The sequence below is a fragment of the Novosphingobium sp. MBES04 genome (genome assembly GCF_000813185.1).
GTDB lineage: Bacteria > Pseudomonadota > Alphaproteobacteria > Sphingomonadales > Sphingomonadaceae > Novosphingobium > Novosphingobium decolorationis.
Window position 1 is genome coordinate 1,544,760 of record NZ_DF850488.1, and the last position, 13,940, is coordinate 1,558,699.

9 protein-coding genes are annotated in these 13,940 nt (G+C 67.2%); 5 read left to right on the forward strand and 4 right to left on the reverse strand.

Translation table 11 applies throughout. The features are described from left to right. Positions 1–14: 14 nt before the first annotated feature. A complete protein-coding gene (locus MBENS4_RS06705; protein WP_039389604.1) occupies positions 15–1,364 on the reverse strand; it encodes an MFS transporter in 1,350 nt (449 codons plus the stop codon). Further along, positions 1,354–2,526, reverse strand: a complete 1,173-nt coding sequence (locus tag MBENS4_RS06710; protein WP_144400864.1) for a M24 family metallopeptidase — start codon at positions 2,524–2,526, stop codon at positions 1,354–1,356. Before MBENS4_RS06710 ends, MBENS4_RS06705 begins: the two co-directional genes overlap by 11 nt. 307 nt (positions 2,527–2,833) lie before the next feature. On the opposite strand from MBENS4_RS06710, the gene MBENS4_RS06715 reads away from it, so the two are divergent. From MBENS4_RS06715 to MBENS4_RS06725, 4 genes are all read left to right on the forward strand, one after another. Then, positions 2,834–4,330 carry an NtaA/DmoA family FMN-dependent monooxygenase gene (locus MBENS4_RS06715; protein WP_199904347.1) on the forward strand — a complete coding sequence of 499 codons (1,497 nt, stop codon included), beginning with the start codon at positions 2,834–2,836 and terminating at the stop codon, positions 4,328–4,330. A gap of 104 nt (positions 4,331–4,434) precedes the next feature. Further along, positions 4,435–4,848 (forward strand): hypothetical protein, encoded by a 414-nt coding sequence (locus MBENS4_RS26530; protein ID WP_242404814.1) that lies wholly within the window; start codon positions 4,435–4,437, stop codon positions 4,846–4,848. Continuing rightward, the gene (locus tag MBENS4_RS06720) at positions 4,830–7,067 is read left to right on the forward strand and encodes a TonB-dependent receptor (protein ID WP_242404815.1); all 2,238 of its coding nucleotides are present in this window, start codon (positions 4,830–4,832) and stop codon (positions 7,065–7,067) included. The genes MBENS4_RS26530 and MBENS4_RS06720 overlap by 19 nt, the downstream gene beginning before the upstream one ends. Further along, entirely contained in the window at positions 7,000–8,022 is a 1,023-nt protein-coding gene (locus MBENS4_RS06725) for a glycerophosphodiester phosphodiesterase family protein (protein ID WP_242404928.1), read from the forward strand. Before MBENS4_RS06720 ends, MBENS4_RS06725 begins: the two co-directional genes overlap by 68 nt. A 133-nt stretch (positions 8,023–8,155) precedes the next feature. Here MBENS4_RS06725 and MBENS4_RS06730 read toward each other — a convergent pair whose 3' ends face one another. After that, the gene (locus MBENS4_RS06730; protein ID WP_039389609.1) at positions 8,156–9,217 is read right to left on the reverse strand and encodes an MlaA family lipoprotein; all 1,062 of its coding nucleotides are present in this window, start codon (positions 9,215–9,217) and stop codon (positions 8,156–8,158) included. Between the two features lie 368 nt (positions 9,218–9,585). Here MBENS4_RS06730 and MBENS4_RS23925 point away from each other — a divergent pair, with 368 nt between their 5' ends. Then, positions 9,586–12,027: a mechanosensitive ion channel family protein gene (locus MBENS4_RS23925; RefSeq protein WP_052322059.1), complete on the forward strand. Its 2,442-nt coding sequence runs from the start codon at positions 9,586–9,588 to the stop codon at positions 12,025–12,027. 6 nt (positions 12,028–12,033) lie between these two features. Here MBENS4_RS23925 and MBENS4_RS06740 read toward each other — a convergent pair whose 3' ends face one another. Beyond that, positions 12,034–13,746: a carboxylesterase/lipase family protein gene (locus tag MBENS4_RS06740; protein WP_039389611.1), complete on the reverse strand. Its 1,713-nt coding sequence runs from the start codon at positions 13,744–13,746 to the stop codon at positions 12,034–12,036. Positions 13,747–13,940: the final 194 nt, after the last annotated feature.

The following is a 13,940-nucleotide window of genomic DNA, read 5'->3' on the forward strand; positions in this document are numbered from 1 at the left end:
GATCTCCGGATCGGTCAGGCGTGGCTGGCGCGGATGACGCGCGCCAGTTCGCTGTCGGGTTCGGCCCGGGCGTAGGCGCGCCAGGCCAGGAGGAAGCACAGGCTCGCCAGCGCCAGCGCAGGCAGGACGACGAGGACGAAAGAGGCCGCGATGCGCGCCTCGTTGCCCAGGACCGTCTGCGAGACGAAGGCGATGAGGAACGGCCCGCCCGCCCCTGCGGGAAGCGCGGCGACGACACTGAGCAGCGCATAGGAAAACCCGCGCATGTCGTTGGGCGCGATCTCCTGCACGGTGGCGTTCATCGCGACATTGAGCATGGGCGTCGCCAGGCTGATCGCGGCGAGGCACACGATGGCCGGAACAAGCCCCGGCGCCAGTCCGGCAAGCCCCGCCGGAAGCGCCAGCACGGGAAGCGCGGCCATGACGAGGATGCGCCCGCCCTTCCCCGCGCCGAGACGCGAATCCGCGACAAGCCCGCCCAGGAAATAGCCCGCGAGCCCGGCGATGAGCAGGCCCAGTCCCAGGAGGTTGGCGATCTCGGGCAGGGTGAGCGCGAAGGTGCGCATGAGAAGCGGCGCGGTCCACGCGCTCACGCCCACGAAGGCCACGTAGTAGAGGCAGAAGCCCGAGAAAAGCGGCGCGACAACACGGCGCTGGCGCCACAGGTAGGCCAGTTTCTCGGCTGCACGCGACGGTTCGGCGCTGGCGGCGGCCTGGCCCCGGCGCTCCGATTCACGCACCGCGAAGAAGAGCAGGCCCACCACCGGGCCGACCAGCCCGCACAACAGGAACGCCGTGCGCCAGGGCACCAGCTCGCCAAACCCCGGCACGGACAGGTGCAGGTCGGCGGCCACGATGTAGCCGGGAATGACCGAGGAGAGCGCCGTGCCGATGGTCGCGCCGATGAGGTAGGCGCTGATCGCGCGCCCGCGCCGGGCCGGGGGAAACATGTCGGCGATCAGCGAGAGCGCGGCGGGGGCCACCGCCGCTTCGCCCAGCCCCACAAGCGCACGCAGGACGAAGAAGACCTCGAAGTTGGGGGCAAGGCCGCCGAGCGCGGTGGAGACACTCCACACGATGATCGCCCAGCCCAGCACGTTCTTGCGCACCCTGGCGTCGATCAGTGAGCCCAGCCAGAGGCCGCAGATCCCGCTCAAGAGCGAATAGGCCAGCCCCATGAGGAGGCCCATCTGTATATCGTCGATAGCCAGGTCCGCCTTGATCGGCTCGGCCAGCACGCCGACAATGGCCTTGTCGATGCTGTAGAAGTTGGCGGCCAGAAACAAGAGCAGCATCGGGAAGAGGCTGCGCCGTAGCGGCGGATAGGCGCTCTCCTGCGCGGTGGGGAGGACCTCAGTCGACACGCACGGTCCGCCCGTCGATGCAGGCCAGAAGGCGCCCGTCGGCGTCGTTCAGGATCTCGACCCGCTCGCCGTCGAGGTAGATGATGTCCTCGAAATGAAACTTGCCGATGCCCGGCCCGATCCAGGGCAGATCGCAGCTCAGCACCATGTTGTCGACCAGCTCGAAGGCATGCATGCCCCCGCCTGGGTGCGGGTGGTCGGTGTGCTCGAGCCCCACCGAATGGAGCCCGGCCGCCTTGAAGTCGGGATTGCCGTGGTCCTTGATGCACTCGACGACCGCCTTCTCGACGTCGCTCGAAAGCGCGCCGGGGCGAAAGTGGGGAAGCGACGCGCGCCAGCCCAGCCGGGTCGCGTTGTAGCGCTTGAGCTGCTCGGGATTGGGTTCCCCGATCACCGCCGTGCGCCCGATGTCACTGGTGTAGTGGTCGAACTCGGCGGTGGCATCGAAGGTCACCATGTCGCCCGGCAATAGGGGCGCGTTCTTGGGCAGGCGCCCGAAGGCCGGGCGGTAGGGGGTGATGAGGAGGAACACCGGACGCCCTCCGGCAAGCGCGGCGGCGGACCAGAACACCCGCTCGGCCTCCGCGCAGGAAGCGCCTGCCGCCACGGCTTCGGCGGCGACTTCAAGCGCGAGTTCGGTCTTGCGCGCGGCCGCGCGCATGCGCGCCATCTCCGCCGGGGTCTTGACCATGCGCATGTCGCGCAGGAGATCGCGGGCCGGGCAGATCTCGATCGTTCCGCCCAGCAGCGCCTGGACGTCGAGGCCAAGGCCCCGGTCCTCGAAGGCAACGCGCGCCCGGTCGAGCCCCATCTCGCGCAAGTACTGCGCGACCGCTTCCTGATGGTTCTGGGGCAGGCCTTCGGCGCTCAGAACCCCCTGCACGCCGCCCGCGCCGATGCCGGGCTTGCGCGCATAGCCACGCACCGCCATCCAGGTCCCCTGGCCCTGCTGGGGCTGGCCCATGTCGACCTCGACCGTGAGAACGGCGGCATCGCGCGCATGGTCGCGCGGCAGGATCGCCAGCGCCAGATCGCCAAAGCCCCAGCTGGCATCGGTCGCCCAGCTTGAAAGATAGAAGGTGTTGATGGGCGTCGACGCCACGACCACGTCGATGCCGTCACGGTCCATCAGCGTATCGGCGCGGGGGCGGTTTATCAGCATCGGCAGGTCGGGCTCCACAAGACGCGAAAATCGAGAGCCAAGGGGTACCAAGCCCCCGTCATTGATCGAAATCAAATAGGCTTATCGCCTCCATGGATTCCTGATTGGCATCGTTTGCGCGTCCGTGCTTGTTGGAATGCCGACGCAGGCCCTGCCGCCGGTTCGACCGGCCCTTTCGCGCAGCGCCCTTCACTTCCGGCCACTTTCGCGATTTGGGATTCTCGACGATGAAACTGCTCGCCTTCATGATGCAGACCGGCGGACACATCGCTGGCTGGCGCCATCCCCGTGCGGCCGAACGGGCGCTGTGGACATCGACTATTTCCGTCAGCTGGGACAGACCGCCGAGCGCGGCCTGTTCGACGGCGTGTTCCTCGCCGACTATGTGGGCTATCACCCGGTCAGGAGCGCGGAGATCTTCGCAGGGACAGAGAGCCCCAAACTTGATCCGCTCGCGGTCCTTTCGACCATCGCGGCCGCGACACACACGATCGGGCTCATCGGCACGGCCTCGACCACCTACAGCCAGCCCTATGACCTGGCCCGCCGTTTCGCCTCGCTCGATCACCTGTCCAAGGGGCGCGCGGGCTGGAACATCGTCACCTCCACCATGGAAAACGAGGCGCACAACTACGGCCGCGAGGCGCACATGGGCCACTCCGAGCGCTATGCGCGCGCCGAGGAGTTCGTCGCGGTGGCCCGCCGGCTGTGGGACAGCTGGGAGGAGGGCGCCTACCTTGCCGACAAGGAAAGCGGTCGGTGCACCGACCCGGGCCGCATTTCGGCGGTGAACCACGCGGGCGAACACTTCCGCGTGGCGGGTCCACTGACCGTGCCGCGCAGCCCCCAGGGCCATCCCGTGCTGGTCCAGGCCGGCGCCTCGGAGACCGGGCAGCGCTTTGCCGCCGGGCATGCCGAGGTGATCTTCACCTCGCACCCCACCATCGCCACCGCCAAGGCGTTCCGCAGCGCCATGCACGCCCAGCTTGCCGAGTTCGGACGCAGCGCCGAGAGCCTCAAGGTCATGCCCGCGATCACCCCGATCCTGGGCGCCAGCCGCGCCGAGGCGCAGGACCTCCAGCGCGAGCTTGACGCGCTGATCCCGACGCAGGTGGCGCTCTCCAAGCTGGAGGCGCTGCTCGGCAACATCGATCTCTCCGGGCACGACCCCGATGGTCCCCTTCCCCCGCTTCCCGAGGCCGCGCGTGCCGGACAGAACTCCACCCGCGACCGGGTCCTCGAACTCGCCGCGCGCGAGCCACTCTCCTTGCGCGAACTGGCCCGCCGCGTGGCCGGGGGGCGCACCAGCCACAGTGTCGTGGGCACCGCATCCGACATTGCCGAGACCCTGATCGCCTGGGAGCGCGAAGGCGCGGCCGACGGTTTCGTGATCTCCCCCCCCGGTGCTGCCCGCCGGGCTCAGCGATTTCGTCGACGAAGTCGTGCCCATCCTCCAGGAGCGCGGACACTTTCGCCGGGCCTACGAGGGATCGAGCCTGCGCGCGAACCTGGGACTGGCGGTACCGGAGAACGTCTTCACCCGCGATCCGCACAGCCGCATGGCCCCGGAGATCTTCTAGAAGGCAAGACTGCGCCCCTCCTGCGTGCAGATAGCGCTAAACATGGTGCAGATTATTCAACTGTCCAACAGGAAACTTTTTCGCCCTCAGCGCAGCTCCTGGTCCTGAGAGGGCGCTGCGACTCGTGCTCAGGCATGGCCTGTGTCGCCAATGCCACACATAAGCCCGAAATTGCGACGCGAACTCCACGACAGAAACACGACGCGGGCGTGTCTGCCCCATGACATTCATTCGCGCGCCGGTCACACAAGTGACCCGAAACGGTCATCACCCCTGCCTAGCTCACCGCTCCGACGCTACCTCCTGAAATAGCACGGAAAAGTTGATAATGCAGAGAATGACCTGTTTGCGCGCCACGCTCTCGCTGGGCACCCTGGCCGTGGCCCTGATCGCGGGCGCGGCCCCGGCCCTCGCCGAGACCGCCGAGGACGCCGGTACCGGCAACGCAGCAGGCCTGACCGCCGCCGCCGCGGCTGCGGACGCCGCCGACGAGGCGGGTGGTAACGCAATCATCGTGACCGCGGCCAAGACCACGCGTTCGGCCACCGAACTGGAGGGGGTCGAGATCCAGAAGATCCTCCCCGGCGTCTCCGCACTTGGGGCGGTGCAGTCGATGCCCGGCGTCATGTACCAGACCGCCGACCCGTGGGGTAACAACGAACAGAACATGTCGCTGTTCATCCACGCTTCGCCATCAACCAGCTGGGCTACAGCCTCGACGGCATGCCGCTGGGCGACCTGAGCTACGGCAACATCGCCGGCATCACCCCGCAGCGCGCGATGGTCTCGGAAACGATGGGCAACGTGATCGTCTCGACCGGCGCGGGTGATCTGGGCATGCCCTCGACCATCAACCTGGGCGGCGGCATCGAGATGACGACCTCCGATCCCAAGGCCAAGGCTTCGGCCGAAGTGCGCCAGACGGTCGGCTCCTACGGCACCTCGCGCACCTTCGTGCGCCTCGACACCGGCGAATTCGACGCCGACGGCACCAACGCGGGCTATGTCTCGGTCGTGCGCCACCGCGCCCGGGCCTGGGACTTCGACGGCCGCCAGGGCGGCTGGCAGGCGAACGGCAAGTTCGTCCACGAGAACGACGCGGGCAAGCTCACCCTCTACGCCGCCTTCTCGGACAAGCAGGAGCCCAACGAGGACGGCACGACGACTTTCGTCAACCCGGCCAACGACGCGCAGGCCTACATGCCCTATGTGCGCCCGTTCATGTACCCCGACTTCCAGACCGCGCTCGACTATGTCGATGAAAACGGCGACACCCCGCCCGAGGATGGCAGCAACTACCTGAACTACTTCTCGGCCGCGCTGCGCACCGACTACATCGGCTACCTCAAGTACGACGCGAACCTCGGTTCCAAGACCACCTGGTCCAACCAGGTCTATTACCACCACAACGACGGCCAGGGCGTCGTCGCAGGCCCGCTCGGCCAGTCGATCTCGGTCGTCGCGGCCTACTATCCCGAGCTGGACCGCGCAGGCCAGGTCGAAGTCACCGGCGACAGCGGCTACGTCACCCGCGTCACCGAATACCGCATCGACCGCGCGGGCGCGCTCTCGACGCTGCGCATGAACCTGGGCAACCACAACCTGCAGGCCGGGGCCTGGTTCGAGCACAACTCGGGCACGACCTGGCGCAAGTGGTACGCGCTCGACGTCGATGCACCGACCGATCCCTACCACTGGCAGAAGGACGAGCTCTTCACGCAGTATTCGCTCGAATACCGCACCAACACGCTGCAGTTGCACCTGCAGGACGAATGGAACGCCACCGACCGCCTGACGGTCCTGGGCGGCTTCAAGTCGAGCCTCGTCTTCTCCGAAGGCTGGTACCCGATCCAGCCGGTCGCCGGGTCCTATTCGGGCATGGTTGGCGGCCTGCCGTCGGGCTCGATCAGCACCAAGCGCTGGTTCCTGCCCGCCATCGGCGCGCGTTACGATTTCAACGGCACCGAGGAAATCTACTTCAACATCCAGAAGAACATGCGCAACTTCGGCACCGCGTCGTGGGGCCAGGGCAGCCAGGCCGCGTTCGACTACTTCAAGGATGTGGGCCGTCCCGAAACGTCCTGGACCTACGAGGCGGGCCTGCGCAGCCACCACGTGTTCCCCGGCTCGTTCCTCAGCTCGCTCGACGCGCAGATCAACTATTACCACGTCGACTTCTCCAACCGCCTGCTTTCGATCAGCACGACGGTCGGCGGCCTTGGCGGCGGTTCGATCACGGGCGGCACCAGCACGCTGTTCAACGTGGGCGGCGTGAAGACCGACGGCGTCGATGCCTCGATCACGCTGGGCCTGGGCTCGATCTTCTCGATCTACAACGCGTTCTCGTTCAACAGCTCGCGCTATGGTAGCGACTACACCGATGGCACGAACGTCTTCGCAACCGACGGCAAGCAGGTCCCGGGCAGCCCGAAGTGGATGAACAAGACCATGATCTCGGCCAACTTCGGCCCGATCGACGCGCAGATCGAGGGCCAGTACATCGGCAAGCGCTACGCCACCTACACCAACGACGGCGTGGTCGACTCCTACTACATGGCCAACGCCCGCATTGCCTTCGACCTTGCCGGCTACATCCCGCTCGAAAAGGCCTCGGTCTCGCTCAACGTGACCAACCTGTTCGACGAGAAGGGCGCCTCGACCATCAGCGTCGGCCGCCCGACGGCCTCCTACGCCACCTACCCGCTGGCCCCGCGCCAGTGGTTCCTGACCTTCACCGCAGGATCTGAACATGAACGACACCACACTGTCGCGCAGGACCCTCCTGCGCGCCGGTGCCGGCGCGGCCCTTGCGGGGGCCGCGCCTGGTGCGTTGGAGGCCCGGGCGCAGACACCCGCCCCGGCCCCGCGTACGGCCCCGGCCAAGCCCCTCCTCATCAGCCACCGCGGCTCTTCCGCGCTTCGCCCCGAGCACACGCTGGCTTCTTATGCCAAGGCGATTGAGGACGGCGCCGACTTCGTCGAGCCCGACCTTGTCGCGACGAAGGACGGCGTGCTCATCGCCCGCCACGAAAACAACATCGCCGACACCACCGACGTCTCCAAGCGCCCGGAATTCGCGGATCGCAAGGCGACGCGCACCATCGACGGGCAGAGCGTAACGGGCTGGTTCACCGAAGATTTCACTCTCGACGAGATCAAGTCCCTGCGCGCGGTCGAGCGCCTTCCGGTTGAAATGCGTGGGCAAAGCCACACGTACGACGGCCAGTTCCAGCTCCTGACACTCGCCGAGATCGCCGACTTCGTCGGCGCCGAGGCCGCCGCACGCGGGCGCACCATCGGGCTCATTCCCGAACTCAAGCACCCGACTTACTTTCGTGGAATCGGCCTGCCCCTGGAAGAACGCTTCCTCGCGGCGGTGGAGGCCAGCCACTTCCTCCAGACCGCCCCCGTCATCGTGCAGAGCTTCGAGGTCTCCAACCTCCAGTGGCTGCGCCCCCGCATCGCAGGACAGAGCAACATCGAGCTGCTGCAACTGACCCTGCCGATGAACGTGCGCCCGGCGGATCTGGCCCCCACGGGCAAGGGCATGACCTATGCCCAGATGCACACGCCCGAAGGCCTTGCGAAACTGCGCGGCTATGCGGACTGGGTCTCGCCCATCCTGCAGTCGATCATTCCCTTCGGCACGATGGACGGCAAGCCCGGCCCTCTCGGCACGCCGACGGCTCTGGTCCGCGACGCGCATGCTGCCGGGCTCAAGGTCTCGACCTGGACGTTCCGGCCGGAAAACGTCTTCCTGCCCACCGACTACCGCGGCGAAGGCGGAGAGGCGGCGCGCCACGACGAAGGTTCGGTGCGCATGATGCAGGCCTATATCGCAACCGGCATCGACAGCTTCTTCACCGACGATCCCGCTCTGGGTCGCCGTGCCATCGACACGATGCCGAAGGAATAAAGCTACGATTCAAGGGGCCATCGCCCCTTGACCCCAGAATCGGCGACTTCACCTTTCTCAAGCCACATCACGCTCGGAAGGTGAGGTCGACCGTTCGGGGAGCCCGAGGGCGATGGCCCTCGGATCCATTTTTCTAGATATTCCCGTACCCTTCCGGCAGCGGCTGCACGACCGGCTCCGAGACATAGCGGATCGTCGGCTCCACGGGCGTTGCAATAGCCGCGGGTGCGGCAGGCTCGGGCGTCTCAGGGGTTTCGATCAGCTCCGGCGTATCCTGGGGCTCACTGCCTGCGGTCGGCATCATGCGGCCATAGACCGGCACGACATCGGGCATGATCCGACCGTGCAGCGCCTCGATCTCGGCCTCGCGCTGGCGCAGGTAGAGCTCGCGATAGGTCGCGTAGGGATTGTCGGTATCGCGGATGCGGTTGATCTCGTCGTCGAAGGCCGCGCGTTCGCCCAATTGCGCCAGCGTGATCATCGGAATCGCCACCTCGGGCTTGGTAAAGGGCTTGCCCAGCATGGCGGGCGAGGCCAGCCGGTCGATCGAATCGCCGATAAGGTCGCGCACCGTCGTCGGGCCGATGATCGGCAGATACATGTAAGGGCCTGGCCCCACGCCATAGTACCCCAGCACATTGGCCAGGCCATTGGGCCGGTAGGGCAGGTTGAAGGGCTTGCGCTTGGCCACGTCGATGATGCCGGCGAGGCCCAGCGTCGAATTGATGAGGAAGCGCCCTGCCGTCTCCAGCGCCTTGCCCGGCTTCAATTCCAGCATGTAGGCCGCAAAGACCACCGGCTCCTGGAGGTTGGAGAAGACATTGCGCAGGCCTTCGCGCACCGGATGCGGGATGCCCTTGTTGTAGGCCTTGGCGACCGGCTCGACGACCGCCTTGTCAACCGACTGGACGACCTGGAACGAGGTTTCGTTGATCGCCTCGAGCGGATCGCCCGGAGGCGCACCGGGGCGGCGAGTCACGATGATTTCCGAACCTTCGAGCCCCTGATCGCCCGTTTGCGCATCGGACGCACCGGGTTCGTCCGCAACCGTTTCGGGCGTGGCGAGAGGCGCCTGCTCGGCTTGCGGCGTTGCCTCCTGCGCGGCCGGGACAGGCGTGTCCTCGGGTCCCTGCGCGACCGCCTGGGGGATGGCGGAGCCGATCATCAACGCGGCGGCAGCGGCCGTCAGGCTCATGGGTATCGTCCTTGTCTGGCGGCTCATGCCCGCGTTCGCACAGCGGTGGGCCGGATAGTCGAGCTACGGCTTCGGGGGCGAAGCGTAGCACACATGGGGGAAGTGCCTACCCGGCTATGCGCGCAGCCCCCGTTCGTCAATTGCCCGGGTCAAGTGAGACGACGTTCCCGGCACGGCCTGTCGATTTCACGCAACACACGCCAAAGACCGCATGCGGTGTGTGCGGCAAGCCTGCAACGTGCGCCTTCCGTTTTACCCCTCGTCCCGCGCAATCTTTTCAAGTCCGCACGCAGTTAAGGGGCAGCATCGATTGCAGATTGATGCCATAAGTCCAGTTCCTGATACGAAATACACCTAGAGGAGAGCAGGTGCTTTCGGCCAGATATCTTGTCCGCTCCGGACTTCGCCCGGACTTCGTTTCCCTTCACGCCCTGCGCACGATTGGCCTTGCGGCCCTGCTTCTGCTCGCTGTCGCTGCGGCTCTTGGCATCCCGCCCGCCCGGGCCGCTGCGCAGGACGAGGGCGAGGCCGCCGTCGCCGCGCTCATGGAGGATCTGGCCGGACACACCCGCGAGGCCCAGGCCCTTCTCCAGCGCACGCCCGACACCGATCAGACCGCCCAGCTGCGCGCCCTGCGCGCCGATCTTGCCGCGGACCGCGACCGGGCCGTGGCGCTCGCCAACGACGGATCGCTCGACCTGCGCATTCTCGAAGCGCAGATCGAGGGGCTGGGCGAGCCGCCCGCCGAAGGCGAGAGCGAACCGGAAAGCGTGACCGAGGAACGCGCCCGGCTGCAAGCCACGCTCAGCAAGCTGATGCGCCCCACGCTGCGCCTGCAGAGCGCACAGGCCCGCGCCGCCGTGCTGGTCTCCGAGCTCGACGCACGCCTCGCCTCGCTGAACAAGCAGCGCCTTTTCTCCCACGACGTGTCCCCACTCGACCCGCGCCAGTGGATTCGCGCGGGCGGTGAACTCATGAAGGCCTATGTCACCGCGCAGGCCCGCACCCGTGAGTTCCGCCGGGAACAGGGCGAGGTCTCCATTGCAGGCATGATCGCGGTGAGCCTCGCCGTCATCGTGGGCGTGCCTATGCTTGGCCTGCTGGGCTGGAAGTGGCTCTCGGCCCTTGTCGACCGGCGCCGGGCACGGGCCACCTCGATCGCGAGCAAGCTTGCCTGGACGCTCGCGCTCGATGCCAGCGCCACTGTTGTATTCGCCATCATTCTTGCCATTTGCGTCACCACTGCACTCCTGATCCTCCTGCCCCTCATGCCCAAGGACATGGTCCTGGGTATCGTCCCCTCCCTCATCGGGGCGGGCGGCCTTATCGCGGTCGGCCGTTGGCTGGGCCGGGGTGCGGTCCTTTCCCCCTTCCCCCAGCTGCGCCTTATCTCGCTTCCCGAAGAGGACGGCGCGAGCGCCAATCGCACCATCCAGCGCCTGACGATCCTGCTCGCGCTGATCTCGGTGCTCAGCAGCCTGGAAAACCACGGCGCAGTGGGGGCCAATGTGTCCCACGTCCTCTCCGCACTCTTCGCGGTGATCGGCGCATGGCTGCTGTGGCACCTCTCCAGCGCCTTCCAGAAGGCCCGGATCGAGGCCGATGCGCAGAGTGTGGCAACCCACGAGGCCATCGACTTCGCGACCCCCATCTCGCGCCTGATGCGCCTGTTCGGCGCGGCCTCGGTGCTTGCCGCGCTGGTGGGCTATGCCATGCTCGCGCGCTTCCTCTTCGCCTCGACGCTGATCAGCCTCGCGGTCATTGGCATCGCGATCTACTTCCACCGCTCGATCGCGCTGGTGACGGGGCTGCTCGCCACCGGAAAGCTGCACGCCTACCGCCGCGCGCTCCACTTCGTGCCGCTGGCGGCCGGTTTCCTCCTGACGCTGCTGGTGCTCCCGATCATCGCGATGATCTGGGGTTTCAGCGGCGCGGAGATTTCCGACGGCATCCTGCTCCTGCGCAACGGCGTGGACCTTGGCGAGGTGCGCCTCTCGATCGGGGACGTCGCGACCTTTGCGGCGGTCTTCTTCCTGGGTTTCTTCATCACCCGCTGGCTGCAGCGCTTCCTCAGGGTGACGGTGCTGCCCGAGTTCGCGATGGACGCGGGCGCCGAGGCTGCGCTTCTTACCTTCCTGGGGTACCTGGGCATCACGCTTGCCGCGCTGATCGCCATCGCGACGACCGGGCTCGACCTCTCCAACCTTGCCTTCGTGGCGGGCGCGCTTTCGGTGGGCCTGGGCTTTGGCCTGCAGTCGGTGGTCGAGAACTTCACCAGCGGCATCCTCCTTCTCATCGAGCGTCCGGTGAAGGTCGGCGACTGGATCGAGGTGGGCGACAACTCGGGCATCGTGCGCAAGATCGCGGTGCGCTCGACCCATATCGAGACCTTCGACCGCCACCAGATCATCGTCCCCAACTCGCAGCTGATCGCGGGCGTGGTGAAGAACCGCAGCTTCTCGTCCGGTCCCTCGCGCGTGGTCGTGCCGATAGGGGTCGCCTACGGCACCGACCTCGAACGCGTGCGCGAGGTCCTGCTCGACATTGCCGCCAAGGACGAAGGCGTGCTCGCCTATCCCGAGCCGGTCGTCATCATGTCCGGGTTTGGCGACAGTTCGCTTGACCTCAGGCTCCAGGCCTTCGCCTCCGATGCCATCGAGGCCTTCCAGGCCGGCTCGCGCATGAACTTCACGATTGCCCGCCGCTTCACCGACGAGGACATCGAGATCCCCTTCCCGCAGCGCGACCTGCACCTGCGCACGGTGCCCGGAACCATGGTGCCTCCGGGCGCGAGCCTGCCCTCTGGCTGACGCGGCCTAAAGCCAGAGCGCATGATCGCGCATGCGCGCGATGAGATCGGTGTTCTGCCGCTCCATCCGGCAGGTGTCGTCGAACACCATGGTCGCGGCATCCTGCGGTGAGGACAGCGGCGTCCACGTGCCGATCCCTGCATGCGAGGGATTGCCGGTACGGGCAAAGGCGATCCAGGCATTGGCCGCATTCGCGGCCATGGCCTTCGCGCGAGGCCCCGTGCCCGCCGCCTCGGGCGCGATTTCGAGGCTGTCGAAGACCAGTGGCAGCTCGCTGCAGTGGTAGGCACGCGGCGCTCCGTCGAACTGCGGGGTGATCCAGTCGAAGCGGTAGAGGAAAGCCGGCGCCCCGCCTGCCGCGGTCTGCCCGCGCGCCTGCTCGAGCGCGTTGTGGCGGTTGAAGCTGTCGGCCGACATCATGGCTTGAAGGCCCACCGGTTTTTCGTCTGGCCAAGCCGCGCGGTAGGCCGCGATCAGCGGATCGGGATCGCGGAACGCGGCCCCGATCCCCTCGCGCAGGTCCGCCCAAGTGCGCTTCTCCGCCTCCAGCGTGAACATCGTGAGGCAGAACTCGTGGCGCACGGTCCCCACCATGAGCGGAATGTCCGCGCTGAACGCCCGGCCTTGCACGCTATAGGGATCGGCGGGAATGATCGTGCCATCGCGCACCGGCGCCCAGCCGACAAGGTGCCAGATCTCGCCCGGCTTCGCCTTGGCGAACCACTGCCCTTGCGCGGCCTGTGCAGCGGCCTGCACCTGCGCGAGCGGAAGCGACTGGAGCTGTCGCAGATCGCTGGCAGGAACGTCCAGCTGGGAGAGAAGACCGCGCGCCAGCGGCTCGGTCATCTCGCGGCTGAACAGCTGGCGGATCGAGCCGCTCTGCGCGATGGCCTTGTGGAACAGCCCCCTGGCCGCGGGCATGGCGCAGAGCGTCGTCACCTTGAGCCCGCCGCCCGACTGGCCGAAGATCGTGACGTTGTCCGGATCGCCGCCGAACTGCGCGATATTGTCCCGCACCCATTCAAGCGCCAGGACAAGATCCAGCATCCCCGCATTGCCCGAGGCGGCAAAGTCCGGGTCGGAGCCGAGCGCACCCAGATCCAGATAGCCCAGCGCGTTGAGACGGTGGTTGACCGAGACCACCACCACATCGCCGCGCCGGGCCAGCGCCTCTCCGTCGGTGGCGCGGATGGCGAGGCTCGATCCCGTCGAATAGTTGCCCCCGTGGATCCACACCATGACCGGGCGCTTTGCCGAGCCCGTGCCCGTGCCCAAGCCCGTGCCAGGCGTCCAGACATTGAGATTGAGGCAGTCCTCGCTCTGGACCGAAGGCGTGCCGGGATTGAGAAAGGCCATCGGGCTGGCCGAGGGCCCTTCGCCGGCCTGCGGGCAGATCGCACCGGGCACCAGGCACAGGCGCGTGCCGGGCCAGGGATCGACCTTGCGCGGGGGCAGGAAGCGCCCCTCGCCCCCGGTGTCGGCCCCATAGAGGATGCCCTTGAAGGTCGCGATGCCGCGGCTCTCATAGCCGCGCACGCGCCCTCCCGTAGTTTCGACCACAAGGCCTGCGGGCGTCGTCAGCGTGGACGCGGCGCCCTGACCGGCTGGCGTCCCGGTACGCACGTCGGAAGGTGCCGCCGCCGCCCCTGCGGATGGGGCCAGCGCCAGCCCTCCGGAGAGGAGAAGACCGGCGCTTAAGGCATCGCGGCGAGAGGGCATGGGCAGGCTCCTGAAGTGGCCGATGGGTGCACCCGCACGATGGCAAAGCGCTGTGACACATCCCTTTCTTCCGCCTCCCCATGGCAAGGTCACGGGTCCCCGGGCGCCGTGTTCATCCCTTGAACACGCCCCGAACTTGCAGTTCGGGTGAAGCCCATCCTCCCCTTACCCATGGGGCACGCGGCGCACCGGCA

Excerpts from the sequence above, each read along its gene's own strand:
- MBENS4_RS06710 (WP_144400864.1), bottom strand. The coding sequence starts at position 2,526 with ATGCTGATAAACCGCCCCCGCGCCGATACGCTGATGGACCGTGACGGC.
- MBENS4_RS26530 (WP_242404814.1), top strand. The coding sequence starts at position 4,435 with ATGCAGAGAATGACCTGTTTGCGCGCCACGCTCTCGCTGGGCACCCTG.
- MBENS4_RS06720 (WP_242404815.1), top strand. The coding sequence starts at position 4,830 with ATGCCGCTGGGCGACCTGAGCTACGGCAACATCGCCGGCATCACCCCG.
- MBENS4_RS06730 (WP_039389609.1), bottom strand. The coding sequence starts at position 9,217 with ATGAGCCTGACGGCCGCTGCCGCCGCGTTGATGATCGGCTCCGCCATC.
- MBENS4_RS06740 (WP_039389611.1), bottom strand. The coding sequence starts at position 13,746 with ATGCCCTCTCGCCGCGATGCCTTAAGCGCCGGTCTTCTCCTCTCCGGA.